Below are 24,225 nucleotides of genomic sequence, written 5' to 3' on the forward strand. Positions count from 1 at the left end.
CGTCCTGTCCGGGCTTGGAGCGCTCGGTGTTCGGCGCTTGTCGAGTGGTGCTCCGCCAGCATCACAGCGCGGGCGGAGCACTCGCGTCGGTGGAAGTCACGTAAGTGCCACCAGGGACTACCGTGCGCACGTGGACGCCGACGAACGGGCTCGGAAGAGATCCGCGGTCCGTGGCCGGCGTGATCCGCGAGAGGCCTTGACCGTGTTCCGAGAACAGAGTGTCTGGTTGCACGCGGGGCCGCATTCTGCCGGACCCGAGACGAAAGGGCAAGATCATGGGATACGTCGCGGTCGGCACCGAGAACACGGGCCTGATTGAGCTGTACTACGAGGACCAGGGCTCGGGCCAACCGGTGGTGCTCATCCACGGGTATCCACTCAACGGTCACAGTTGGGAGAGGCAGACGCGCGAGTTGCTCGCTCGGGGGTACCGCGTGATCACCTACGACCGTCGCGGATTCGGGCAGTCATCGAAGGTGAGCTCCGGCTACGACTACGACACGTTCGCCGCCGACCTGAATGCGCTGCTGGAAGCCCTCGATCTGCGGATGTCGTGCTCGTCGGCTTCTCGATGGGCACCGGGGAGCTTGCCCGATACGTCCGTCGGTACGGGCATGAGCGGATCGCGAAGTTCGCGTTCCTCGCGTCGCTCGAACCCTTCCTCGTCCGAGGTGACGATAATCCGGAAGGCGTACCGCAGGACGTGTTCGACGGCATCGCCGCGGCCGCGAAACAGGACCGGTACGCCTGGTACACCCGGTTCTTTCACGACTTCTACAACGTGGACGAGAACCTCGGCACCCGCATCAGCCCGGAGGCCGTCGCCGGCAGTTGGAACGTCGCCATCGCGAGCGCACCGGTCGCCGCGTATGCGGTCGTCCCGTCATGGATCGAGGATTTCCGCGGTGACGTCGAGGCTGTGCGCGTTTCCGACAAGCCGACCTTGATCCTGCACGGCACGAAGGACAACATCCTGCCGATCGATGCCACTGCCCGCAGGTTCCGTCTGGCCATCCCGGACGCCGATTACGTCGAGGTCGAAGGTGCGCCGCACGGCCTCCTGTGGACTCATGCCGACGAGGTCAACGCCGCCCTCCAACAGTTCCTCGGCGGGTGATCCGCGGGGAAGAGGACCGTCCCCGCGATGTCACCGCTCAGCGCAACTGCCCAGGGCCGTCGTCACCCGGACCGGCCCCATTCACGGCGCGCGGGACCTGGTCACCTACAGCTGGAACCTCGGGCCCGAAGGCGGGACCGCCATCATCACCGTTCGCGATGTGCTCATCATCGATGGCAGCACCGTCACCTCCGTCTACGTGCTCCTCGACGCACGCTGACGCCGCGCGGCGGGTCCAACAGTGTTCGAGCTCACGCAGAACAGGAACCGGCACTGAGCGAACCGCGCCAGTGGAATGCGACCACACCTTTCGTCGGTCGCCCACTCGCGGCCGGAACAGACCGAGAACTCCGCTTAGGTACCTAGACGTGTACGTACACGGAGGTGTACGCTCGGCCGCATGGATGCACTGCTTACCGCGATCGGCGACCCGCACCGCAGGACGCTGCTCGATGCACTGAGCCGAGGCCCCGCCACTGTCACGGAACTCGCCGAACTCGTGCCCATCGCGCGGCCAGGTGTATCCCGGCACCTTCGAATCCTCCGCGAGTCGGGACTTGTCGGAGTTCGAGCGGATGCCCAACGAAGGATCTACGAGCTGCGCACCGAGCCACTCATCGAACTCGATGACTGGCTTGCGCCGTACCGCGCTGTCTGGACGCAGCGGATGGACGCACTGCACACCGAAGTCGGCAGAGGCAAGAAGGAAGGAAAGGCATCGTGATGAGCGAACAGAAGCTGCTCGGAGAGCTGCGCGAGGAGAATGGTTCGGGAGTCGTCCGCGTCGAAGACGTCTACGCCACCGGCATCGATGACCTCTGGTCGGCAATCACCGAACCCGACCGCCTCGCGCGCTGGATCGCCCAGGTGAGCGGCGACCTGCGTGTCGGTGGAGAGTTCGACGCGACCTTCACCAGCGGCTGGGTCGGTACAGGCCGGATCGAAGTCTGCGCCGCCCCGACCCTCCTGCGGGTCCGGACGCAGCAACCCGGCGAGCAGGCGACGGTCATGGAGGCTCAGCTCGGCCCGGCCGCCGGCGGCACTCGGCTCGTCATCGAGGAAAGAGGGCTGCCGCTCGCCGAGTACGCCGGCCATGGGGCGGGATGGCAAGCGCACGTGGAAGACCTGCACGCTCATATCGCCGGGACCGCGTCGATGGACTGGATGCAGCGTTGGCGCGAACTGAGTCCCGCGTACGTCGCGTTGGTCAGCCGATGAGCAGCTCGGGCAGGAACAGCTCGGCAACGGTCCCGGCGACCCGGTGACGGTGACTCCGCCCGCACAGGAACCTGATTCGCGGCGGGCTCAGCAGTATCCTTGCCTGCGCGGTCGTCGCGGTCATCTCGCTGCGGAACGGCATTGCGTCAGAGGAGGTTGCCGCCGACGCGTCGCGGACCCTGGGAAACGACTCCGTGGATGAACCGTGACCTGGACGAATCCCAGGGGAGGAACTCCTTCGCGGTTGTCCGCGTCGGCTGCATCTCTCGCCGGAGCGTCGCGTCGCGTCGAGAACTCGAAGGGTCAGGGCGTCGGAGTGCCGCCGTTCACGTTCAGCGTCTCGCCGATCACGTAGCTGGACTCCGCAGATGCCAGGAAGACGTATGCGGGCGGGAGTTCGGCCGGCTGGCCGGCTCGACCGAGGGGCGTCTGCTTGCCGAACTCGGCGATCTTGGACTGCGGCTGGCCTTCGGTCACCTGCAGGGGGGTCCAGATCGGCCCCGGCGCGATGGCGTTGACCCGGATGCCTTTCGGCGCGAGTTGCTGGGCGAGCGCCTTGGTGAACGTGTTGATGGTCGCCTTGGTCGAGGCGTAGTCGACCAGGATCTCGGACGGCTTGTAGGCCTGAACGGAGGTCGTGTTGATGATCGTGGCGCCGGCGGCCAGATGAGGCAAGGCGGCTTTGGTGATCCAGAACATCGCATACACGTTGGTCTTGAAGGTGTCGTCGAACTGCTCGTCCGTGAGCGTCGTGAGGTCCTCGTTGTAGACCTGCTTGCCGCCGTTGTTGACCAGGATGTCCAGGCCGCCGAGCCCGCTCACGGCCCTGTCGACCAGGCTTCGGCAGTAGTCGGGGTCGCGGAGATCGCCCGGCAGCGTCAGCACGTTCGCCCCGGCGTCCTGGAGGATGGACGCTATTCGTCGGGCGTCCTTCTCCTCTTCCGGAAGGTAGGACATGGCCACGTCTGCGCCCTCCCGAGCGAAGGCGATCGCGGTCGCGGCGCCGATCCCGGAGTCGGCGCCGGTGATCAGGGCTTTGCGTCCGGTCAGGCGGCCGGTGCCGCGATACGTCGTCTCGCCCAGATCGGCTTTCGGCTCCAGCTCCGCGTCCAGGCCGGGCTCGGGCTGAGACTGCTGCTCGGGCTCGAAGTCGGCGTACAGTTCGGCGGGATTGGTGAAGGTGTACTGGTCGCGTGTCATCTCGTCCTCTCCGGGTCGGGTGTGCATCCTCAGGATGCTGCCGTCGCCCGGCCAGGTCGCGGGGATTGACGGCGCACGAAGACTGCGCTATCCGCAATCGAGCACGGACCGTCTGGCCAGGGAGGTGCGCGCCGCACGGGAAGGCGAAGGGGCGGACACCGGACTGGTGCGCGTCGTCGATGACGAGGTCAAGCCCGGCGTGGAGGCCGACATGGGCCCAGGCGACGATTGGCCGGCGCTGCGTTCTCGGATCCTGGATGCCGACATCCTGGCCCTATCCGGCGCCGTTGCCGGAGGTGAAACTCCGGCCACCCGATCGAGCGGAGACATCCCGGATGCTGTCAGCCGGCTCCCGAATCCACCTAGGTGTGGTCTGGGATCTCGGTGCCGCCGCCGAGCTTCTCGATCTCGATGTACCTCTCCAACAGAAGACGCGCCCGGGCAGCGTGACGTCCACCCAGGTCCTCCTCGGCGCGGAGTGATGACCGCATCTGGTCGAGCTTCTCCGATGCTGCCGCCAGTGGGGGCAGCATCGGAGTGGCGGGATCGCTGCGAATCGACAGCACGCACGGGCGGTCGGCAGCCCACGCGCGTCTCCATGCGTCATCCACATCGTCTCGGCTGGATACCCGCTCACCGGCCAGCCCGAGCAGACGAGCGTATTCGTCGTACGGCACCGACGGGAGATCCTGGCTGGCGTCGAATCGCGGCGCGCCCTCCATCTCGCGCTGCTCCCAGCTCACCTCGGCGAGGTCGCCGTTGTCGAACACGGCGATGACGAACCGGGGATCGGCCCACTCCCGCCAGCGTGAGGAGACCGTGACCAGCTCTGCCAAACCGCTCATCTGCATGCCGCCGTCCCCGGAGAGGACCAGCACCGGCCGGTCGGGCGCCGTGAGCTTCGCCGCGATCCCATAGGGGATGCCGCAGCCCATGCTGGCAAGCGTTCCGGAGACGTGCGCGGGCACTCCCCGCGGGAGCACGAGTTGCCGGGCGTACCAGTAGACGACGCTTCCGACATCCACGGCGACGCGGGCGTTGTCAGGCAGATGGTCGTTCAGCGCACGCATGACCGCTTCAGGATTGAGCGGGTCCGCCTCCACGGCCGCCCGTTCGGCGCTGATCGCCCGCCATCTGCGAACGACCTCGTGCACGCGGTCGGTCCAGGCTGTCCCATTCGACACCGCCGGAGTCGCTTCGCGAAGCGCACGAAGGGTGGACGCGGCGTCTCCCACCAACCCGACATCCACGGGACTGCGATTGCCGATCATCCGCGGATCGATGTCGATCTGCACGGTTCTGGCCTGCCCGGGCGCCGGGTAGAACTCCGTCCACGGGTCATTGGACCCCACGATGAGCAACGCGTCGCACTCGGCGAAGACCTGCGCGCTCGCGGTCGTCCCCAGATGTCCCATGGTTCCCGCAGCGAAAGGCAGTCGCTCGTCGACGAACGGCTTGCCGAGCAGACTCGAGACGACGGCCGCGCCGAGGTGCTCGGCCAGCGCCTGGACCTCCTCGACCGCGCCGCCGGCGCCCTGACCGATGAGGAACGCCGGGCGCTGCGCGGACGAGAGCAGATCGGCGGCGGCGGCGACGCGGTCAGCGGCCGCGCGAACGCGGGGCTCGTCGAAAGTCACCTCACTCGGCACGATGCCGTGTTCGTGAGGACGTTCGGGGGCGGGCTCGGACTGCACGTCGTGAGGGAGGATGACCACGGCCGGTGAGCGCGATCCGAGCGCCGCGCGGAACGCCCGGTCGATGACCATGGGCACCTGTTCGGCGCTGGAAACCTCCACGGTGTATTGCGCCGCGACATCGGAGAAAAGTGTGCGCAGGTCGATTTCCTGCATGTAGCCGGATCCCAGGACGCTGCGGTGCTGCTGCCCGATGAGCGCGACCACCGGCACCCGGTCGAGTTTGGCGTCGTAGAGGCCATTCAGAAGATGCACCGCGCCCGGACCCTGAGTCGAGACGACCACGCCGACCCCACCGGCATACTTTGCCTCGCCGACAGCCATGAAGGCCGCGTTCTCCTCGTGCCGCGCTTGGACGAACTGGACCTGGCCGCCGGACTGCCGGATGGCCTCCAGCACGCCGTTGATGCCGTCACCGCTGTAGCCGTACACCCGCGACACACCCCACTCGCGCAGGCGATCGACGATCACATTCGACACGGTTCTCTGCTGCTCGGCCACGGGTTCGTCTTCCTCTCATCTCTGCGAGCCCCGGTCACGATTCGATCGGTTCTTCGCCCTACCGGTGATGCTCGGTGAGCTGCCCAGCGTGCTCGCCGTGCGCGCGGGGGAGGCGGTGCGGTCGGGACGCGCCAACCATGCTCCTCGTCGTCAACGACGGTAGGGGGGCCACGGGACGCAGCAGCAGGGGATTGAGTCCGGTGCATGAAGGTGTTAGGCGCGGCCGCGGCCCCGCGTCGGGCGAGAGGGCCCGTCTGCGCCATTGCGCGAGGTCCAGCCTGAGGACGAAGGCTTCGTGCTCCTGACCCATCGGAGGACTCGGATTCGGAAGCTGCAGGACACCCAGCCGGTCTGGCACGCGGTGATCGGGATTGCGATCTACATCGTCGCCGTCAACATCGGCGATGCCGTCGGGCAGTTGCGGCGGTCGGGTTCGTCGAGGAGCTCCTGTTCCGCGGGTTCCTGCTGCAGGCACTGCGCACCGAGGGAAGCACCAGCGGCTGATCCGGCACTGGCATCGGGCGGGTCCTGAAGACGCGCAGGATGCCGGACGCAAATCGCCTCGGCCGCGTACCTTGGTGGCATGTGCGGGCGATTTGCGATGAACAAGGAGACCAACGAGCTGATCGAGGAGTTCGTCGCCGATGGCGGCGACTTCCGCGACTGGCGGCCGAGCTACTCCCTCGCGCCGACCAATCCCATCCTGATGGTGCGCGAACGCGTCGACGAGGACAGCGGCGAAGTGCGGCGGACGATCGACGAGGCCGTGTGGGACTTCCACCCCGCCTTCATGAAGGACTCCAAGCGCCCGAACTTCAACGCCCGCATCGAAACGGTCACCACCAATGGCCTGTGGAAGGGTGCGTTCGCCTCGTCGCGCGCGTTGATCCCGATGATCGGCTATTACGAGTGGACCGGCGAACCCGGCCGCAAGCAGGCGCACTTCCTCCATCCCACGCGCGGCGATCTGCTCGCCGCCGCGGGCATCTACACGGCTCGCAAGGTCGAGGACGTGTGGGAGGTGTCAGCGGCGATCATCACCCGCCCGGCGCGGGACGCATCCGGGGAGATCCACGACCGCATGCCGGTCTTCCTCGAGCCGGACGTGTGGAGCGACTACCTGGACCCCGGCAAGCTCGACGACGCCGGCAGGCAGCGGATGGTCGAGCTGCTCACCGCGGAGTCGGAGAAGGTCGCGGCCACGATCGACCAGTACGAGGTGGACCGGAAGGTCAACAACACCCGCACCGTCGATCCGCAGGATCCGACCCTCATTCAGCCGATCTGAGCGTCGGTTCCGCGACGTGCGACGTCCGTGCGGCGCTACGGGCGCGGGACGCTCGTGGGCAAGCGCATGGAGCGCGTCACCGACCGCCACGGTCCTGGTATGCGGGATTGGAGTTGCCCCGCTGCGGCATTGCCCCCGATCCGCACGAGGTACGACCCGCTTGACTGCCGCTGTGGCGGTGGAAAATAAGCCGACATAGTGTCGGTAAGCTGAGGAGCATGGAGATCCTCAAGAACGTCGTCCTTGCTTTGCACATCATCGGTGTCGTCGCCCTGTTGGGCGGCGTCCTTTACCAGATCGGTGCGATGCGGGCGGGCAGGGCGCGGGTGCTTCCGGCGATGATGCACGGCGCCTGGACGATGCTGGTCACCGGAATCCTGCTGGTCGGCCTGCTGTATCCGCTGGGCCACGAAGTGAACAACGTCAAGATCACCGTCAAACTCGTCGTCCTCATCGCGATCATCGTGATCGCTCTGGTCAACCGCAAGCGTGAGACGGTCGCCACGTGGGTCCTGGCCAGCATCGGTGGACTCACCGTGCTGAACGTGCTGCTGGCGACGGTCTGGCGCTAGCGAACCCGCGGCCTCGAACGATCGTGGGCCACCGGCCCGGGCCCATAATGGCGGGATGCCCAAGATCTCTGCGCGGACCGTGGCCGAGCATCGCGCCGCGCAACGCGCAGCGCTTCTGCGAGCGGGCGAGGCTGTGCTTGTCGAGTCCGGCCTCTCCGGGGTCACGCCGCGCAGCGTGTGCGAGCGCGCGGGGCTTGCCCGATCGAGCTTCTACGACTACTTCGCGACGAAGGACGACCTCGTCGTGTCGATCGCGATCGACGCGATCGAGCGGTGGGATGCCGAGATCGAACAGCAACTGGCCGGGGTCGAGCCAGGTCTGCCCGAGCTGCGGCGGTTCATCGACGCCACCATGGCGATGACCGCTGACGGAAGGCACGCGATCGCGGGAGCCCTGCGCGAAGCCGACCTCAGCCCGAGCAGCCGAGAAGACCTCATGGTGCTGCACGCAGCACTGCTGCGGCCCGTCGTCAGGGTACTGCGGGACCTCGGCGTACCCCGCAGCGAATCGACCACGATGCTGGTCCAGGGCGTGCTCGGCGCCGGCATCCAGCTCGTCACCCACGGTATGGATCCGGGCGCGGTCGCCGCCGACGTCTATCGCCTCGTGACCGACGGTCTGGTCTGAGCCTCGCCTCTCGCCGCAGGGCGTCGGACCGACCGAATCGATCGGTCAGGCCTCGCCGAGACCCACGCGGTCCACCCGTCGGTGGTAACGCATGCCGGCCATCCCGCCGAGGACCGCGCCGACCAGTGCCACGATCGCCGCACCCACGGCGGTGAGGATGCCGGTGAGCGTCGCGGTCTCCGCGGTCAACGGGATCCGCGGGAACGTGTCCAGCGCAGCGAGGATGTCCCACTGGCTGCCAACCACGGCCGTCACCAGCGCCACGACGAGCGCGATCACCACGGACCAGATCCATACGGCGAGTCCCTGCTTTACACCGCTGAAACGGGCCATCCGACCCGCGACATATCCGCCGGCGAAATAGGCGACGAGCAGCACGATGCCCAGGACCACCGCACTGACGACCGCCACGACCCCGGTGTTCTCGGTCGCGACGTCGGCTGCCTCCTCAACGGTGGATCCGGTGCTGAATCCGACGGCAGTGCCGACGGCGCCCACGAGCGCAGTCAGGAGCACGGCGGTGCCGGTCGCGGTCAGCCATCCGAAGAATGCTGAACCGAACTTGAAGCCGCCGAAGCGCTCCTGCTCGCGGGCGAGGACGTCGCGGTGAACAGCGTCGTCCTGGCCCGCGGGAGCCGCGCCGCCGGTGCCGGCGTCGTAGCGGGAAGCGCCGGGGCTCCGTGGATCCGATGCTGGGCTGCTCATGGTCTCTCGCCCCTCACTCCGAGATCGCTTCGACGGTTTCGCCCGTTTCCGTGGCCGAGAGCGACAGCGCGATGTCCGCCTGGCTGATCATGCCCACCAGATCATGTCCGTCGATCACCGGCAGGCGACGCACCTGATGGTTCTCCATCGTCGTCAGCGCCTCGCGTACGTCGTCATCGGCGCCGATCGTCACCGGCTTGCCCTCCCCGAGCGAACCTGCGCGCGTCTGCGCCGGGTCGCCTCCCTGGGCCAGGCACTTCACCACGATGTCCCGGTCTGTGAGCATCCCTTTCAGGCGCTGGTCTTCACCGCAGATGGGAAGCGCGCCCACGTCGAGCTCCGCCATCAGCCGGGCCGCGTCGACCAGCGTCTCGTTCTCGCCGATGCAGCGGGGGTCCGGGGTCATGATGTCGCGTGCTTTGGTCATTTCGGTCTCCTCTCCTGGTCCGGTCACGGTAAGTCGCCGCCGGGGTGCAGGTTGAGGGGCTTGACAGCGCCCGATCAGGTAGTCCGCACCGCCGTCGCCGGTGCATCCGTCAGCTTTTCAACGCGATGGTCGTGACTCGGACGACTAGCTTGGTTCGGGCGCTGTGGCAAGGGGTGAGAGGGGAGATTCTTTCGCCCTATATAAAGGATTCATGAAGGCGATCCTCTATGCGGGCGGCGAATACGTCACGGGCGATGACATCGCGCTCGCGTTGATGGAGTACAGCAGGCGTCTGGCAGAGGAAGACACTGCCGGGACGGTCGAGATTCCGATCCTCAACGCGGACGGCTCTCTGGGGGCCGCGACCTTCCTGCTGGGGCCGGCCAGCCAGATCGTGGCCCAGGACGTCGACACGGATTCTGACGAACTGCGCGATCCGGACGCCCTCAGTCGGATCCGCCGTTTGACGGCTGCCCTGCAACTGGTCGCGCAGACCGATTCCGAGCCGTCCCCGTCCACCTGGACCGATCACGGGATTTAGACCTTCGGATCCAGAACACGGTCGGAGGGTCGCCGTCCGCCGCGGGCTCCGGGAACCGACGCTCACACCTCGATGAACGCCCGCCGAAGGATCGGCCGGGTGGCCCGGGTGCTCAGCCAGACGGTTCCGATGCCCGCGCCCACGACTGTGGCGATCGTGATGAGCGAAACCGGAGCGGTGATCAGGGCGACCCCGAGCAGGGGGAAGATCAGAACACCGGCACACAACGCGGATCCGATCGCGGTGAACAGCAGCGGGCTCATGATGGCGTTGCGTCGGGCTCGCTCGACGGTCGCGATCGGCATGCCCAGGCGGTGCAGGCTGCGGTGCAGATCCTGACGGTCGAGGATCTCGGCAGCCTGATTGACACCGACGGATGCCGCCACCATGAGGAACGATGCGACCAGGACGATCACCACGCCGGTGCGGATGTCGGCGGCGAGCACGAGATCCTCCGCTGATCCGCTGCCCATGACATCCAGGGCTGAGACCGCGGCACCGGCGAATACCGCCATGAAGCTGGCCATCGCGATCCCGCTGACCTGACGCCAGGCCGCTTTCGGCGACTCCATGACGGTGCGTGCGGCGAGCAGGCGGTCCGGCCGGTCGGCGCGGCGCAGCCGTCTGCGTGCCTGCACGCCGATCGCCCACGGCCCGATCACGTTGAGCACCGCGAAAGCCATCCCGAACACGATGGACAGCACGACGATCGTCGGCAGCATGCTCGCAGCGCCGGGGACGATGGAGATCAGGATGAAAGCCCCGGCGAGCGCGCCGACAGTGATGACCACGCGGATCCAGTGCGGCTTCTCGGTCACCGCTCGGGTGCGGACACCGAGCGGCGAGATGACGACTGTGCGCAGGCCGACGGCGGCGCTGGCCGCGGCCAGCAGCACGATCGCGGTCGCGATCCCGAGGACGGACCATGCCGGCAGCAGCACGGACCCCGCGCCGAGCGCCGCGCCCCGGAACCACACCAGACCCACCAGCGGCACCAGCAGCAGGTGGACGAGGAGTCCGGCCACCACGCCGACCGCGGCGACGATGGTGGACTCCGCGACGGTGGCGACCACGACGCCCGCCGGCGAGACTCCTAGCAGACGGAGGGTGGAGAGCCGCTCGTCGCGTCGCCGGGCGGACAGCCTCGCGGCGGCTCCGCCCAATGCCACCAGGGGCACGACGAGCAGGACGATCGCCATCGCGGCCAGGACGTGATAGATCGGCGCTTCGGCGTCCGTCCACCTCCAGAACGACTGCGCGCCGCCGACGACGGTCAGCACCATGGCGCTGACCGTCGCGAACGCCACCACGGGCAGCACGAGCACGTCGTGCTGCCCCGCGGTCGGCCGCAGCAGCATCATCAGGACACGGGGGTTCATGCGGACACCCCGGCGCCGACCAGTCGGCCGTCGTGCACCGAGAGGGTGCGTGAGCAGCGGGCGGCCACGTCGGCGTCATGCGTCACGACCACGAGCGTGCGTCCTTGTTCGGTGGTCGCCCACAGGAGCGCATCCATGACCTCCCCGGACGTGCGGGAGTCCAGAGCGCCGGTGGGCTCGTCGGCGAAGACGACTTCGGCGCCGGTGACCTGCGCGCGTGCGATGGCGACGCGCTGCGCCTGCCCGCCGGACAGCTCCCCGATACGGCGGGTCTCCATCCCCGCCAGGCCGAGGGCGGTGAGCCAGGACATGGCGCGCTCCACAGACTCGGCGCGGCCGCACCCGGTGATCATGAGGGCGATCGCGACGTTCTCCACCGCGGTCAGCTCAGGGATGAGCAGACCCTGCTGGAAGACGAAGCCGAAGTTCTCCCTCCGCAGCTTCGATCGTCCCCCCTCGCCCAGCGCGGTGACATCCATGGCGCCACCGGCCGCGGGGGAGAACGACACCCGACCCGCATCGGGTGCGGTTATGCCGGCGAGCACGTGCAGAAGGGTCGTCTTGCCGGAGCCGGACGCCCCCATGACCGCCACTGACTCCCCACGCAGGATGGTCAGATCAACGCCCGCGAGCGCGGTGGTGGATCCGTAGGTCTTCGTGAGTCCGCTGGCGTGCAGCACTGAGGGGTTCATGATTCCAGCATCGCCGCCGCGCACGTCGGTGTCGTCGTCCGCGCGGATGACCTCCTCGAACGTCCCGTCATCCTGAAGGGTGATCGCCGGACGACGTGTCGACCCCGCTGACGCGCCCCGCCGGCGCGCCCGCCCGGTTCAGAGCCCGGGCAGGTGGCGGATGTTGGACCGGGCCATGGCGACCGCCTCAGCCGCGCCGCCGCGCAGCACGATCTTGGACATCGCCAGCGCGAATCCGCGGACCTGCTCTCCCGTGATCGCGGGCGGCAGCGACAGCGCGCGTGGATCCGTGACGATGTCGACCAGCGCAGGGCCGGGGTGCGCGAGCGCCGCCGATACGGCGTCGCGCAGCTGTGTCGGGTCCTGGATGCGCGCGCTGTGGAACCCCACCGCGCGTGCGATCGCGCCGTAGTCCGCGCCGGGTACATCCACGCCGAAGTCGGGGAAGCCGTCCACGAGCATCTCCAGCTGACGCGCGTGCGGGCCCAGTCTTGCCCGGGACCGCACGTCAGTCGAGTGGCTGCGCGGATTCGACCCTCGGGTGCCGGCCGCTCTCGCGCCGGCTCGCGCGCGCGCCTGGCTCGTGGCACGATCGGGCGTGCCCGGCGGGCGATCCGTGGGGTTCAGCGCAGACGCCGGGCAGGCGGGACGGATGACATGAGCAACGACGAGCAGCACCGCTGATGGGATTCACACGCGCCGAGCTGGAGTCGTTCCGCGACCGCAGCATCCCGGAGTTCGTTCCACCGCACCCGCGCCTGCTTTTCGTCGGGATCAATCCCGGCCTGTGGACGGCGGCCACGGGCACGCCCTTCGCGCGCCCGGGCAATCGGTTCTACCCCGCGCTGGTGGCCGCCGGGATCATCCCCCGGATGCCGCGTATTCCGGATGCCGGCATGCCGGCCGAGGATCGCGCCATGTTCTTCGACTCGGGCATCGGCATTGCGAGCATCGTTCCCCGCGCCACCGCGCGGGCCGACGAACTCACGCGACAGGAACTTCGTGACGGGGCAGCGCGGCTCGTCCAAGACATCGCGCGATGGCGTCCCGGCGTCGTCGCCGTCGTCGGCCTGACCGCGTACCGGCAGGGCTTCGACCATCCTGAGGCGCGTCAGGGTCGCCAGCCGGAGCGGATCGCGGAGGCGGAGCTGTGGGTGCTGCCCAACCCGAGCGGCCTGAACGCGCACGAGACGGTCCGGACCCTCGCGGCGGCGTACGCTGCACCGGCCCGGGCCGCCGGCATCATCGGCTGACCGTCACGACGGCCGTCTCCCGCAGGGACCCGAGCCGCAGAACGAGGAAAGGGCCGACCCGAAGGCCGACCCTTTCCGCGCATCGATCGTCAGAACGCCTGCTCGATCCAGGCGTCGCCGGAGACGGGCTTTCCGAGCATCATCCCCTCGGGATCTGCGATTCCCTCGTAGAGCGGGGACCCGCTCACCGAGAACTCCTGGTCCTGCAGTCGTGTCGTCACGGTGATGTCCGCATCGAAGGAGGGGATCTGTACGCGGAACTGCTGGGCGTAGCCGTTTCCGGTCTCCGGGCTGGTCCACAGCTCGCCGACCGGGGTGACCGTGCTGGCGACGTAGTAGAGGTTGCCGTCGGCATCCTGCAGAGTCGCGTAGGCGTCCACCGAGACTCCGATCTGGGGCTTGAAGCCTTCGCCGATGATGCCGGCGTTGGAGATCGTGTACCCGTTGTCCAGCTGCATGTCCTGCAGGAGCCAGCGCACCCGCGCGTCGGATGTCTTGCCGCCGAAGTAGCCGTACTCGTGATCCATCCAGGTGGTGCCCTCGACGGCGAACTGCTCGCCGTTGACAGTGATCGTTCCGGATGCCGCGAGGCGGGTGTACGAGAAGTAGTAGTTGTCCTTGGTCAGGTCTTGTGTCGTGGAAGTGGGGTCGATGCCCGTGCCCCAGACGTAGAGGGGCCGCCCCTGCTGCGAGAAGGTGAGATCGAACTCGACCTCTTCGAGCGTCTCGTCGTCGACCAGCAGCGACTGCACGGCGATGTTCTGGGTCGGGTCGGCCTGCGGTGCCGTCATCGACACGTAGCTGCGGACGGCGACTGCGGTCGCGCCCGTCCCGTCGCCTCCGCTGAGGGTCACGGTCGGTGTCGTGGTGTAGCCGGTACCCGGCTGGAGCAGGACGATCTGGGCCACGCCGCCGTCGTCATCCAGGATCGCGACGCCCGAGGCATCCGACCCGTCGCCCTCGATCTTGACGTCGGGGGCCTTGGTGTATCCGGAACCCGGGTCGGTCACGCTGAAACCACCGACCGCCCAGCTGGGATCGCCGAGCTTGGCGTACCAGTCCTTCTTGGGATCGCCCTCTGCCCAGTTCGCGACATCGAAGACGCCGATCGGGGACGGCCCGTACACCTGGGTGCGCTGGTAGTGGCGCTCGTTCTCGACGTCGGCCAGCGAGACCTGCGTCATCGCGAAGTCCTGGCCCACGAACGAGGCGGCGTTGATTTCGAATCCGAACACCCGGTCGCCGGCGCGAAGCGTGCCGGTGTGCCACCACCACTCCGTGGGGGCACCGTCATGACGGTACATGTCCTTGGGCACGCTCAGGACGACGTTCTCCTCCGGCACCGGGTCGGGCATCGTCGTGCCGGACCACATCGTGTTCGCCGGGACGGGTGCGCTCGGGGCCGCAACTCCGCCGGGTCCACCGCATGCTGCAAGAGCTGCGGTGAGCGCTCCGATGATGCCGATCCCGACTGCTCGTGCTTTCCAGGAAGTTCGTGTCATGTTGCTGATGCTATCGATGCGATATCGGCATTCTGCTCACCAGTCACCCCGGCAGCTCTTCGATACCCAAGCGTTATGCTCACCGCCGTGTTCCTGGCGGCCGTGCGCTCGGCTGGGCGTCGTTTCCCGCTAGGGTCCAAGGACGCACATGCGGGGTCGTGCGTTCGCAGAGGTACGACGTGGGGGTAACCGTGAAGCGGGCAACGAGGCATTTCAGACGGGCGGCGGCGATCGCCGTCGGCGCGGCCATGGCACTGGCCATCGCTGCCTGTGGCAGCCCGGCGCCGGGCGCATCCGAAACCGTGGCACCGAAGGTCAGTGCCGTCGATGTCGCCACGGGGGACCAAGCCGAGGCGGTGGAGGTCGCCGTCGACGGGGGTGCGGCAGGTGTGGGGGTCACCTTCCGCGAGATCACCATCGAACCGGGAGCCGGAACCGGCGAACACTGCCACTACGGGCAGCTGATCGCGGTCGTGCAGGCGGGTGCGCTCACCCACTATTCGGAGACGCACCCCGGCGGTGTGCGCGTCTACAAGACGGGGGAGTCGATCATCGAGGGTGCGGGTTATCCGCACGAGGGGCGCAACGAGGGCGACACCGATGTGATCCTCTGGGTCACCTACGTCATCCAGGACGGAAAGCCCCTCGCCGAGACCGAACTCGCCAACTGCGAGAGCTGAGCGCCACACAAGCACCAGGGTCCCCGACCTCGGCCATGGCATGCTGGAGAGGCTGCGCACCGGCGCGGGCGAAGGGGGATCCTCATGCAGAAGCGACCGCTCGGCCGCACCGGCCACGACGTCTCAGCCATCGGGTTGGGGACATGGCAGCTGGGCTCGGACTGGGGATCGGTCAGCGAGGATGACGCGCTCGCCGTCCTGGCAGTATCCGCCGATCGCGGCGTCACCCTGTTCGACACCGCCGACGTCTACGGCGATGGACGCAGCGAGTCCCTGATCGGCCGGTTCCTTGCCGACCGCCCGACCCCCGAGATCACGGTCGCCACGAAGATGGGCAGGCGCGCCGCTCAGGAGCCGGAGAACTACTCCCTCGAGAACTTCCGTACCTGGACTGCCCGCTCGCGCGCCAATCTGGGCGTCGAGACCTTGGACCTGGTCCAGCTGCACTGCCCGCCGTCAACGGTGATCGAGGATGCTGCGACCTACGACGCGCTCGATGCGCTCGTCGCCGAGGGCGCGATCCGCGCGTATGGGGTCTCGGTGGAGACATGCGCGCAGGCGCTCGCGGCGATCGCGTGGCCGAACGTGACGAACGTGCAGATCATCTTCAACCCGTTCCGGCTCAAGCCGCTCGATGAGGTGCTGCCCGCGGCGGCGGCCGCCGGCGTCTCGATCTTCGCGCGTGTTCCGCTGGCGTCCGGTCTGCTTTCGGGCAGGTACACCGCCGCGACGACGTTCGCCGAGAACGACCACCGCAGCTTCAACCGTCACGGTGAGGCGTTCGATCGCGGTGAGACGTTCTCAGGTGTGGACTACGGGATCGGGCTCGCCGCGGCAGCGGAGCTGACCGCGGCGTTGCCGGAGGGTGTCTCGCTCCCGGCCGCGACACTTGCCTGGATCTCCTCGCAGTCCGGGGTGACCACCGTCATCCCGGGGGCGCGCAACGTCCAGCAAGCGGTGTCGAATGCGGATGCTGCGGCTCTGCTGGACGCGGACTTCGACGTCGCGGCGTTCGACGCAGTCGTCCACGAGGTCTACGACCGTCGCCTGCGCGAGGCCATCCACCCGCTCTGGTGACGCGCCGCGCGTGCGGTCACAGATCGACTCTCATCACCAGCCGTCGCTTCGTCGGGTGCGAGACCTCCGCGAGCCCTGCCGCGAGGAACGGACCGACGGCACCCACGCTCATCTCGTCCCAGATGACCTGCTTGCCGCCGGTGAGCAGCGGATAGCCTTCGACCGCCTTGGCTCCGCGCGCGCGGGCATACTCGACCGCTGCCGCGACGAGCGGGTACGTCAGACCCTGATGGCGGTGTTCCTTGGCCACGATCAGGCACGCGATCGCCCAGACTGACTCGTCCTCCTTGTCTTCATCGCGGTCCTTCCACGGCACGGGCGAACCGCGCAGGCGCCCGAAGACGCCTCGGGCATCGACCGCGCACCAGCCCGCCGGATCGCCGTCGACGTACGCCACGATGCCGATCGTCTCGGTCGCTCGCGGGTCGTCGCAGTGGGTCTCGGCACGGAGGATGGCGCCGCGTTCGGACTCCGGCAGATGCCACCAGTCGTGATCGCCGAGGCGCTGGCGCTGGCACTGGCATCGGCGGGCCGGCCCGGTCAGGATCGCCTGGAGGTCTTCCCACGACGCCTCGTTGGCGCGCACGATCCGCAGCCCGTCCGCCCGTTCCGCTCCCGGGTCCATGCACTGAGAGTAGACCCGGCCGGGTACATCGCGGCGATCCCCTCGGCGCGATGGCGGTCGGCGGCTCCTGCGCCTCCTCGTGCGCGGGGCGGCGCGGACCGACCCGGCTGCGTCCTCGGCAGGCGACCCCGTCCCGGGAGTATGGTGAGTGCCGTGTCCCTCTCGCCCCGCGTCACGGTGGTCGTGCCCTGCCGCAATGATGCGGAGTATCTGCGTTCGTGCCTCGAGGCGCTGGCTGCCCAGACGCACCCCGCCGATCGCGTGATCGTGGTGGACAACGCCAGCACCGATGCCACGGCCGAGGTGGCCCGGTCGTTCGGCGCTGAGGTGTTCGTCGAGACCAGTATCGGGATCTGGCCGGCTGCCGCCCGCGGGTATGACGAGGCCCTGCCCGACACGGACATCATCGCGCGGCTGGATGCCGATTCCCGCCCGCACCCGGACTGGATCGCCCGGCTCGTGGGCGCCTTCGTGGCTGATCCTCACCTGGGCGTGCTGACCGGGGGAGCGGAGTTCTACGGCGCGGGCCCACTCGTCAGCTATCTCGGCGAGCACTGGTACATCGGCGGCGGTCACTTCTGGATCAAGAAGTGGCTCGGCATCCCGCTGGTCTTCGGGTCCAACTTCGCGATGCGCACCCGCGTGTGGGAACGGGTGCGGGACGTGGTCGACCGCACCAACGGAAGGATCCACGACGACCTCGACCTCACCATCCGCCTGCGCCCCGCCGACGGCGTGCGGTTCGATCCCGCACTGCGCATGCCGGTCTCGGCGCGTCCGCTCGTCACGCAGCGCGGTCTGTGGCGCCGTGTCTGGCGGGTGGTGCCGACGTTCGCGGCGAGCTGGCCGGAGGGCGCCGCGTGGAAGCGCCGCGATCTGGATGGCGGGCGCGCCCCCGGTTCCGCCATCGGGGACGATGGCTGGACGCCCAGCGATGAGGACTGGGCGCCGGGCTTCGGTCGGTAGGCCTGGCTAGGGTGGCCCTCGTGTACGAGATGACGGAGCAGGTTCGGGGCCCGGACGCGTGATCGTCGAGTTCGACGGTGACGTGTTCCGCTGGGATGCCCGCGAGGACGCGGCGTGGTTCTTCGTCGCGGTCCCACCCGAATTGAGCGCCCAGATCCGGGAGATCCCCCGTCCGCATCGCGGCTTCGGATCCGTCCGGGTGCGCGCCCGAGTGGGAACGTCGCAGTGGTCGACGTCGATCTTCCCGGGCGCGGGGGGCGCGTACGTGCTGCCGCTGAAGCGCGCGGTCCGCGACGCCGAGTCGCTCGTCGAAGGTGGACCTGTGACGGCGCGGCTCGAGGTCCTGGACGGCTGACCCGCGGGCTGGTCGCGGGTGCGCGGATTATCCACAGCACTGCTCTGCCCAGGCTGCCGGAGCCGCCGACGCGTTACGCTCGGACGTCATGACCGGCGCAGTTGCGTCCTTCGTGCTGGCGGGGGCAGCCTTCGCCTATCTCGGCGTCCTCAGCATCGTCCTGGTGATCATCGACCTGCGCGCGCACCGGCTGCCCAACCGCGTCGTGCTGCCGGGCTACGCGGTCGCCCTGCTGCTGTTCGCTGCGGCGTCCACCCTCGACGGGCACCCGGCACGGCTGCTGCGAGCGGTCGCCGGCATGGCGATCCTGTTCGCGTGCTTCTTCGCGATGCGGCTGGCCAGCCCGGCCTCCCTCGGCGGCGGCGACGTGAAGCTCGCCGGTCTGCTCGGCTTGTACTTCGGCTGGATCGGGTGGGGTGCGCTTGTGATCGGAACCGCCGCGGCGTTCCTGATCGGCGGCGCCCAGGCGATCGCGTTGATCCTGCTGCGGCGTGCGGACCGCCGATCCCGCATCGCATTCGGCCCGGCCATGCTCGGCGGGGCATGGGTGGCCATCGCCATGGCAGCGCTGCCGAACGTGACGTCCTGGCCGTCCGGCGTGTAGTCCGCGCGCTCGGTGCGACTGTCAAGGGCGCCGGTGCGCGTCAGCCGGCCGATACCCTCGAGGGCATGGCTGCTTTCATCGCGCGCATCATCGCGTGGGCACTGCAACGCAAACCCGTCCGCGCGTTCCTGCTCTACAGCGAGCACCGCGGGCCCATCCTGGCGGACAGCGTCACCTACCGCACGCTGTTCAGCGTCTTCGCCGGCGTGCTGCTGGGCTTCTCGATCGCCGGGCTGTTCCTGGCCGGCAACCCCGAACTCCTGCAGGCCCTGACCGAGTCGGTGGATGCCGCGATCCCCGGGCTGGTCGGCGAAGACGGCCTCATCGATCCGTCATCGATCCAGATCGCCGCCGGCCTGACGGTCGCGACGGTCCTGTCGATCATCGCACTGGTCGGCGCCGCGATCGGCGCCATCGGCTCGCTTCGCGCCGCGTTCCGCACTCTCGCAGACAAGCTCACCGACGACGTGCTGTGGATCTGGGTGCTGCTGCGCAACTTCGTGATCGCCATCGGCATCGGCGCGGCCTTCGCGGCGTCCGCCCTTCTCACGTTCTTCGCGAACGCCGGCATCGGGGCACTCAGCGATCTCCTCGGGCTTTCCGAAGGCAACCCCGTCACGGTGATCGGCACGCGCGCCGTCTCGGTCATCCTCGTCTTCCTCCTGGACGCCGCCGCGATCGCAGTGCTCTTCCGCACCCTCTCCGGTGTGAAGCCGTCACTGCGGGCCCTGCTGCCCGGCACGTTCTACGGCGCGATCGGACTCCTGGTGCTGCAGCAGCTGTCCAGCCTGTTCGTCGGCGGGGCGTCGTCGAACCCGCTGCTGGCCTCGTTCGCATCGTTGATCGCACTGCTGCTGTGGTTCAACCTGTCCGCGCAGGTCATCCTGCTCGCGGGTGCGTACATCATCACCAGCGTCGATGAGGAGAGTGACCGCGTTAGCGCCCGATTCGGCGCGTCGACCTTCGCGCAGCGTCGCGTGAAGCGCGCCGAGCTGAGTGTCCGCCTGGCCACGGACGAATTATCCGTGGCGCGGGCCGAAGAGGAGAAGGAGCGGGCGGGCTCCCATGGCTGACCGTGCACCGGCGTCGCGCGTGCCGACATACACCGCGGCGCAGGTGCGGGCGGCGGAGAAGCCCCTTCTGGAGGCCGGTGAGCCCCTGATGCGCCGAGCAGCGACGGCCCTCGCCGCGCTCGTCGCCGAAGAGCTGGGCGGAGCGGGCGGGCGGGTGCTGGTGCTCGCCGGCAGCGGCGACAACGGCGGCGATGCGCTGTTCGCGGCCGCCGAGGTCGCCGATGCGCCGGGCGTTGCCGTCGACGTCCTCCTCACCTCCGCCCGGGTGCACGAGTCCGCTCTGGGCGCGGCTGTCGCGGCCGGTGCCCGCAGAGTGGATCTCCCCGAAGTCCTGGCCGCGGCATCCGATTATGACGTGGTGCTGGACGGGATCCTCGGGATCGGCGCGTCCACCGATCCCGCTCTGCGGGGCACCGCGCGAACCGTCGTGGAAGGGCTCCTGCCCGCAGTCCGTGCGGGGGGACCGCGGGTGATCGCGGTCGACCTGCCCAGCGGACTGCAGCCCGACGACGGATCCAGCGACGGGGTCGTGCTGCCGGCATCGATCACCGTGACGTTCGGGGCGGTCAAGTCCGGGCTGACCGTCGGGAGCGGTCCCGAGCGCGCGGGGGCGATCCTCTTGGTCGACCTCGGGCTTACGCCCGCCCTGTCCGACGCGGAGCCGGCCGGTTCGGCATCCGTCGCCGCCGTCATCCCGGGCTGAGCGGCGCGCCTCGGCAGGGCGGTTGGCCCCGACCCGTGCCCAGCTCGAGCCGCTATCGCGCGTAGCGCTCGACGAAGGCCTTGAGTATGAGGCTCGGCGCCGACACCGCCGCGCGGCGTACCGCGGCGAGAGTGAGCTCGAGCTCGTCGGCCCCGAAATACCCATGGTCGGCGTACGCGTGGATGCGGGTCGTGATGCCGTCCACGTCGAGTTCGGGATGGAACTGCGTCGCGTAGACGTTCGCACCGACCCGGAACATCTGCACCGGGCACAGCGGCGAGGAAGCCAGCAGCACGGCGGGGGACGGCAGCGCCGAAATCGCCTCCTTGTGCCCGACGAATGCCGAGAAGGTCCGTGGCATCGCGGCCAGGAGCGGGTCGGCCCGCCCCGCAGCGGTGAGCGTGACGGGGACCACGCTGATCGGTTCGGAGTGGGCACGATCGATGGTCGCGCCGAGGTGCGTGCCCACCGTGCCGACCCCGTAACAGGCGCCCAGGAAGGGGAAGTCCCGCGCCACCACCTCGTTCAGCAGGCGCGCGAACTCCGCCTCGACGCGGTGCTGCACGGCGGACTTGTCCTCGGGCGGGTCCGACGCGTTGAACGGTCCGCCGCCGACGAAGATGCCCGACAGCTCGTCCAGGTCCAGGGCGGGCATCGGCCCCGCCTCGAGGCGGACGCGGATGAGCTGGTCCGCGGACAGTCCGGTGTAGCGCAGGAAGAGCGCGTACTCCTCGTCGGCCGGCTGGTCCTCAGCCCTCGTGGCGAGCAGGACGAACGGCTTCATGGCGTCACCTCGGGTTTTCGTGCGGCGTCGGTGTGCGGGTCGGCGCGGATCAGGATGCGTAGGTGATCAGGCCCAGTTCGACGGGGGACACCAGCTGCGGGTGCGTCGGCACGACGCGGACCGTGTAGCCGAAGCTGCCGGTCACGGTGAGCGGAAGGATGCCGGTGAACTGGGTCACCTCGTCCACGGGCACCCCCGCCGGGGTGAGCCGGTATACCGCGTGGTCGCGCGCGAGGCCGTCGTCCTCGTCGGTGCGGCCGTACACCAGCTCCACCGCGACGTCGTCGGGCGAGAGCCCGTCCAGGCGCACCCCGGCGCTCACCTGCAGGACATCGCCGGCCTGTGCCTGCGCGGGGATGCCCGAGCTGTCGACGCTGTCGACCCGTACGTCCTGCCACGAGTCCTTCACCCGGGTCACGAAGGCGGACAGCTCCTTCGCCCCGGCGAACCCGTCGGCTCGCAGCGCGGCGTCGTGCTGGGCGGCGGGAACGTACAGGCGGGTGACGTACTCCTGCACCATCCGGTCGCTCGTGGCCTTTTTTCCCAGCCCGGTCATCGTGTGCCGCACCATTCGCAGCCATCCGAGCGGGATGCCGCCCTCGCGGTCGTAGAACTTGGGCACGAGCTGGTGCTCGATCAGGTCGTAGAGGGCGGTCGCCTCGGCGTCGTCGCGCTCCTCGTCGCTGGCGGCGGTGTCGGCGGTGGGGATCGCCCAGCCGTTCTGGCCGTCGAACCACTCATCCCACCAGCCGTCCATGATCGAGAGGTTCAGCACGCCGTTGAGAGCCGCCTTCATCCCCGACGTGCCGCACGCCTCGAGCGGACGCAGCGGATTGTTCAGCCAGACATCGCAACCGGGGTAGAGGCTCTTGGCGAGCGTGATGTCGTAGTCGGGAAGGAAGACGATGCGTCCGCGCACCTTCGGGTCCCGGCTGAAGCGCACCAGCTGCTGGATGAGGATCTTGCCGGAGTCATCGGCGGGGTGGGACTTTCCGCCGATCACGATCTGCACCGGCCGCTCCGGATCGGTCAGCAGCTTCGTCAGACGCTCGGGGTCGCGCAGCATCAGCGTCAGGCGTTTGTACGTCGGCACACGACGGGCGAACCCGATGGTCAGGACGTCGGGATCGAGCATGTCCTCTATCCATGCCGGCGCCACGCCGCTGCCGTGCGAGCGGGCAGCCGCACCGACCCGCCGCCGAGCCTCGGCCACGAGCTCGTTCTTCATCTGCGAGCGGACCCCCCACAGCTCGCCGTCGCTGACGACGTTGTTGTCGGTCCAGTCGTGCGCGGTGCTGTGCGCGTCGCCGAAGGCGCGCTCGCTCAGTGCCTTGATGGCGCCGTGCACCCATGTGGGGGCGTGCACGCCGTTGGTGATGGACGTGATCGGCACCTCGTCGGTATCGACGCCGGGCCAGAGCGCCCCGAACATGCCGCGACTGACCTCCCCGTGCAGCAGAGAGACGCCGTTCGCGTGCTGGCCGAGATGCAGGCCGAGCACGGCCATGTTGAACACGCTGGAATCTCCGCCGTCGTAGTCCTCGAGCCCGAGTGCGAGTGCCCGCTCGGGATCCAGGCCGGCGAACAGGCGCCCGGCGAGGAAATCGGCGATCAGGCCCCGGGGAAACCGGTCGATGCCGGCCGGCACCGGGGTGTGTGTCGTGAACACGGTGGAGGCGCGCACCTGGGCCAGCGCCGCGTCGAAGCTCAGCTGGTCATGGGTGATGAGCTCCGACATCCGCTCGAGGCCCTGGAACCCGGCGTGGCCTTCGTTCGTGTGGTAGACCTCGGGCGTGGGCCGACCCGTGACCGCGCAGAAGGCGCGCACGGCACGTACGCCGCCGACGCCCAGCAGCAGCTCCTGCAGCAGGCGGTGTTCGCCGCCGCCGCCGTAGAGGCGGTCGGTGACGCGGCGCATCTCCTCGGAGTTGGCGGGGACTTCGGAATCCAGCAGAAGCAGGGGGATCCGGCCGATGTCGGCGACCCAGACGCGAGCGTGCAGCTGCCGGTCACCGGGCAGGTCCAGCGTGACCTCGACGGGCGTGCCGTCGTGATCGCGCAGCAGGGTAAGCCCGAGGCCGTACGGATCCAGCAGCGGATAGCTTTCGTGCTGCCAGCCGTCGTCCCCGATCGACTGGCGGAAGTATCCGGCGCGGTAGAAGAGTCCGACGCCGGTCAGGGGAACGCCGAGGTCGGACGCGCTCTTGAGATGATCGCCGGCGAGGATGCCCAGACCGCCGGAATACTGCGGCAGCGAGCCGTCCACGCCGAACTCGGGGGAGAAGTAGGCGATGCCGCTGGGCTTGGCGCCTTCCAGTTCCTGGAACCAGCGATCGCCGCCCAGGTAGGCGTTCAATCGTTCGTCCTCCGCAGCCACGCGCGCCACGAACTCCTCGTCGTGTGCGAGCTCGTCCAGCCGGGTCTGGCCGAGCGCACCCAGCATGCGCGAAGGGTTGCTCCCGATGCGCTCCCACAGGTCCGGATCCATCGACGCGAACAGCGCGTGCGTCGCCCGGCTCCACGACCACCGCCAGTTCGACGCGAGCCGGTTCAGCGGCGCGAGGGACTCGGCCAGCACGGGGCGGACGGTGAACGTTCGGATGGCCTTCACGCGAAGATTCTAGTTGCCCAGGTCGCGAGC

Annotated in this window: 24 protein-coding genes and 2 pseudogenes; 15 read left to right on the forward strand and 11 right to left on the reverse strand. The window is 68.8% G+C overall.

The annotated features are described in order from the left end of the window. Positions 1-275 precede the first annotated feature (275 nt). From QNO12_RS05470 to QNO12_RS05480, 3 genes and pseudogenes are all read left to right on the forward strand, one after another. Positions 276-1,117: pseudogene (locus tag QNO12_RS05470) on the forward strand (alpha/beta fold hydrolase). Between the two features lie 400 nt (positions 1,118-1,517). Beyond that, positions 1,518-1,841: an ArsR/SmtB family transcription factor gene (locus QNO12_RS05475; RefSeq protein ID WP_257501752.1), complete on the forward strand. Its 324-nt coding sequence runs from the start codon at positions 1,518-1,520 to the stop codon at positions 1,839-1,841. After that, complete coding sequence (locus tag QNO12_RS05480) at positions 1,841-2,335, forward strand: SRPBCC domain-containing protein (RefSeq protein WP_257501753.1); 495 nt, start codon at positions 1,841-1,843, stop codon at positions 2,333-2,335. The genes QNO12_RS05475 and QNO12_RS05480 overlap by 1 nt, the downstream gene beginning before the upstream one ends. 303 nt (positions 2,336-2,638) lie before the next feature. Here QNO12_RS05480 and QNO12_RS05485 read toward each other — a convergent pair whose 3' ends face one another. Together QNO12_RS05485 and QNO12_RS05490 are read right to left on the reverse strand one after the other, a co-directional pair. Beyond that, positions 2,639-3,535, reverse strand: a complete 897-nt coding sequence (locus QNO12_RS05485) for an SDR family oxidoreductase (RefSeq protein WP_257501932.1) — start codon at positions 3,533-3,535, stop codon at positions 2,639-2,641. Between the two features lie 362 nt (positions 3,536-3,897). Continuing rightward, positions 3,898-5,709 (reverse strand): thiamine pyrophosphate-requiring protein, encoded by a 1,812-nt coding sequence (locus QNO12_RS05490; RefSeq protein WP_257501754.1) that lies wholly within the window; start codon positions 5,707-5,709, stop codon positions 3,898-3,900. A 604-nt stretch (positions 5,710-6,313) separates the two neighbouring features. On the opposite strand from QNO12_RS05490, the gene QNO12_RS05495 reads away from it, so the two are divergent. The 3 genes from QNO12_RS05495 (at position 6,314) to QNO12_RS05505 (ending at position 8,218) form a co-directional block, all read left to right on the forward strand. Beyond that, on the forward strand, positions 6,314-7,018 hold the full coding sequence (locus QNO12_RS05495) for an SOS response-associated peptidase (protein ID WP_257501755.1): 705 nt from the start codon (positions 6,314-6,316) through the stop codon (positions 7,016-7,018). 218 nt (positions 7,019-7,236) lie between these two features. Further along, positions 7,237-7,590: a hypothetical protein gene (locus QNO12_RS05500; protein ID WP_257501756.1), complete on the forward strand. Its 354-nt coding sequence runs from the start codon at positions 7,237-7,239 to the stop codon at positions 7,588-7,590. A gap of 55 nt (positions 7,591-7,645) precedes the next feature. Continuing rightward, positions 7,646-8,218 (forward strand): TetR/AcrR family transcriptional regulator, encoded by a 573-nt coding sequence (locus QNO12_RS05505; RefSeq protein ID WP_257501757.1) that lies wholly within the window; start codon positions 7,646-7,648, stop codon positions 8,216-8,218. A gap of 45 nt (positions 8,219-8,263) precedes the next feature. Here the strand turns inward: QNO12_RS05505 and QNO12_RS05510 are convergent, their stop codons facing one another. Further along, on the reverse strand, positions 8,264-8,923 hold the full coding sequence (locus QNO12_RS05510; RefSeq protein ID WP_257501758.1) for a hypothetical protein: 660 nt from the start codon (positions 8,921-8,923) through the stop codon (positions 8,264-8,266). A gap of 13 nt (positions 8,924-8,936) precedes the next feature. Beyond that, positions 8,937-9,350, reverse strand: a complete 414-nt coding sequence (locus QNO12_RS05515; protein WP_257501759.1) for a CBS domain-containing protein — start codon at positions 9,348-9,350, stop codon at positions 8,937-8,939. A gap of 211 nt (positions 9,351-9,561) precedes the next feature. On the opposite strand from QNO12_RS05515, the gene QNO12_RS05520 reads away from it, so the two are divergent. Then, complete coding sequence (locus tag QNO12_RS05520; RefSeq protein WP_257501760.1) at positions 9,562-9,891, forward strand: hypothetical protein; 330 nt, start codon at positions 9,562-9,564, stop codon at positions 9,889-9,891. Positions 9,892-9,953: 62 nt separating this feature from the next. On the opposite strand, the gene QNO12_RS05525 is transcribed toward QNO12_RS05520, so the two are convergent. The 3 genes and pseudogenes from QNO12_RS05525 to QNO12_RS05535 form a co-directional block, all read right to left on the reverse strand. Continuing rightward, positions 9,954-11,270, reverse strand: coding sequence for a permease (locus QNO12_RS05525; protein ID WP_257501761.1), 1,317 nt, complete (start codon positions 11,268-11,270; stop codon positions 9,954-9,956). After that, the gene (locus QNO12_RS05530; protein WP_257501762.1) at positions 11,267-11,962 is read right to left on the reverse strand and encodes an ABC transporter ATP-binding protein; all 696 of its coding nucleotides are present in this window, start codon (positions 11,960-11,962) and stop codon (positions 11,267-11,269) included. The genes QNO12_RS05525 and QNO12_RS05530 overlap by 4 nt, the downstream gene beginning before the upstream one ends. A gap of 138 nt (positions 11,963-12,100) precedes the next feature. Beyond that, a pseudogene (locus QNO12_RS05535) lies at positions 12,101-12,433 on the reverse strand (thiamine pyrophosphate-dependent enzyme); the annotation flags it as partial. Positions 12,434-12,645: 212 nt separating this feature from the next. Here QNO12_RS05535 and QNO12_RS05540 point away from each other — a divergent pair. Continuing rightward, complete coding sequence (locus QNO12_RS05540; RefSeq protein WP_257501764.1) at positions 12,646-13,215, forward strand: mismatch-specific DNA-glycosylase; 570 nt, start codon at positions 12,646-12,648, stop codon at positions 13,213-13,215. Between the two features lie 89 nt (positions 13,216-13,304). Here the strand turns inward: QNO12_RS05540 and QNO12_RS05545 are convergent, their stop codons facing one another. After that, positions 13,305-14,717: a lipocalin-like domain-containing protein gene (locus QNO12_RS05545; RefSeq protein ID WP_257501765.1), complete on the reverse strand. Its 1,413-nt coding sequence runs from the start codon at positions 14,715-14,717 to the stop codon at positions 13,305-13,307. 248 nt (positions 14,718-14,965) lie between these two features. On the opposite strand from QNO12_RS05545, the gene QNO12_RS05550 reads away from it, so the two are divergent. Both QNO12_RS05550 and QNO12_RS05555 read left to right on the forward strand, forming a co-directional pair. Next, a complete protein-coding gene (locus QNO12_RS05550; RefSeq protein WP_257501766.1) occupies positions 14,966-15,397 on the forward strand; it encodes a cupin domain-containing protein in 432 nt (143 codons plus the stop codon). 84 nt (positions 15,398-15,481) lie between these two features. Further along, positions 15,482-16,474: an aldo/keto reductase gene (locus QNO12_RS05555; protein ID WP_257501767.1), complete on the forward strand. Its 993-nt coding sequence runs from the start codon at positions 15,482-15,484 to the stop codon at positions 16,472-16,474. Positions 16,475-16,490: 16 nt separating this feature from the next. Here the strand turns inward: QNO12_RS05555 and QNO12_RS05560 are convergent, their stop codons facing one another. Then, positions 16,491-17,099 (reverse strand): GNAT family N-acetyltransferase, encoded by a 609-nt coding sequence (locus QNO12_RS05560; RefSeq protein ID WP_257501768.1) that lies wholly within the window; start codon positions 17,097-17,099, stop codon positions 16,491-16,493. A 153-nt stretch (positions 17,100-17,252) separates the two neighbouring features. Between QNO12_RS05560 and QNO12_RS05565 the strand changes: the two genes are divergently transcribed. The 5 genes from QNO12_RS05565 to QNO12_RS05585 all read left to right on the forward strand — a co-directional run bounded on the left by QNO12_RS05565 (position 17,253) and on the right by QNO12_RS05585 (position 20,800). Further along, positions 17,253-18,065 (forward strand): glycosyltransferase family 2 protein, encoded by an 813-nt coding sequence (locus QNO12_RS05565; protein WP_257501769.1) that lies wholly within the window; start codon positions 17,253-17,255, stop codon positions 18,063-18,065. 58 nt (positions 18,066-18,123) lie between these two features. Then, the gene (locus QNO12_RS05570) at positions 18,124-18,420 is read left to right on the forward strand and encodes a DUF1905 domain-containing protein (protein ID WP_257501770.1); all 297 of its coding nucleotides are present in this window, start codon (positions 18,124-18,126) and stop codon (positions 18,418-18,420) included. 88 nt (positions 18,421-18,508) lie between these two features. Beyond that, positions 18,509-19,024 carry a prepilin peptidase gene (locus QNO12_RS05575; RefSeq protein ID WP_257501771.1) on the forward strand — a complete coding sequence of 172 codons (516 nt, stop codon included), beginning with the start codon at positions 18,509-18,511 and terminating at the stop codon, positions 19,022-19,024. 65 nt (positions 19,025-19,089) lie between these two features. Then, positions 19,090-20,097 (forward strand): YihY/virulence factor BrkB family protein, encoded by a 1,008-nt coding sequence (locus QNO12_RS05580; protein WP_257501772.1) that lies wholly within the window; start codon positions 19,090-19,092, stop codon positions 20,095-20,097. Beyond that, positions 20,090-20,800, forward strand: a complete 711-nt coding sequence (locus QNO12_RS05585; RefSeq protein WP_257501773.1) for an NAD(P)H-hydrate epimerase — start codon at positions 20,090-20,092, stop codon at positions 20,798-20,800. Before QNO12_RS05580 ends, QNO12_RS05585 begins: the two co-directional genes overlap by 8 nt. 52 nt (positions 20,801-20,852) lie before the next feature. Here the strand turns inward: QNO12_RS05585 and QNO12_RS05590 are convergent, their stop codons facing one another. Next, positions 20,853-21,584 carry a glutamine amidotransferase gene (locus QNO12_RS05590; RefSeq protein ID WP_257501774.1) on the reverse strand — a complete coding sequence of 244 codons (732 nt, stop codon included), beginning with the start codon at positions 21,582-21,584 and terminating at the stop codon, positions 20,853-20,855. 49 nt (positions 21,585-21,633) lie between these two features. Then, positions 21,634-24,195, reverse strand: a complete 2,562-nt coding sequence (glgP, locus tag QNO12_RS05595) for an alpha-glucan family phosphorylase (RefSeq protein WP_257501775.1) — start codon at positions 24,193-24,195, stop codon at positions 21,634-21,636. Positions 24,196-24,225: the final 30 nt, after the last annotated feature.

This window comes from Microbacterium sp. zg-B185, from assembly GCF_030246885.1.
In the GTDB taxonomy this organism is placed as follows: domain Bacteria; phylum Actinomycetota; class Actinomycetes; order Actinomycetales; family Microbacteriaceae; genus Microbacterium.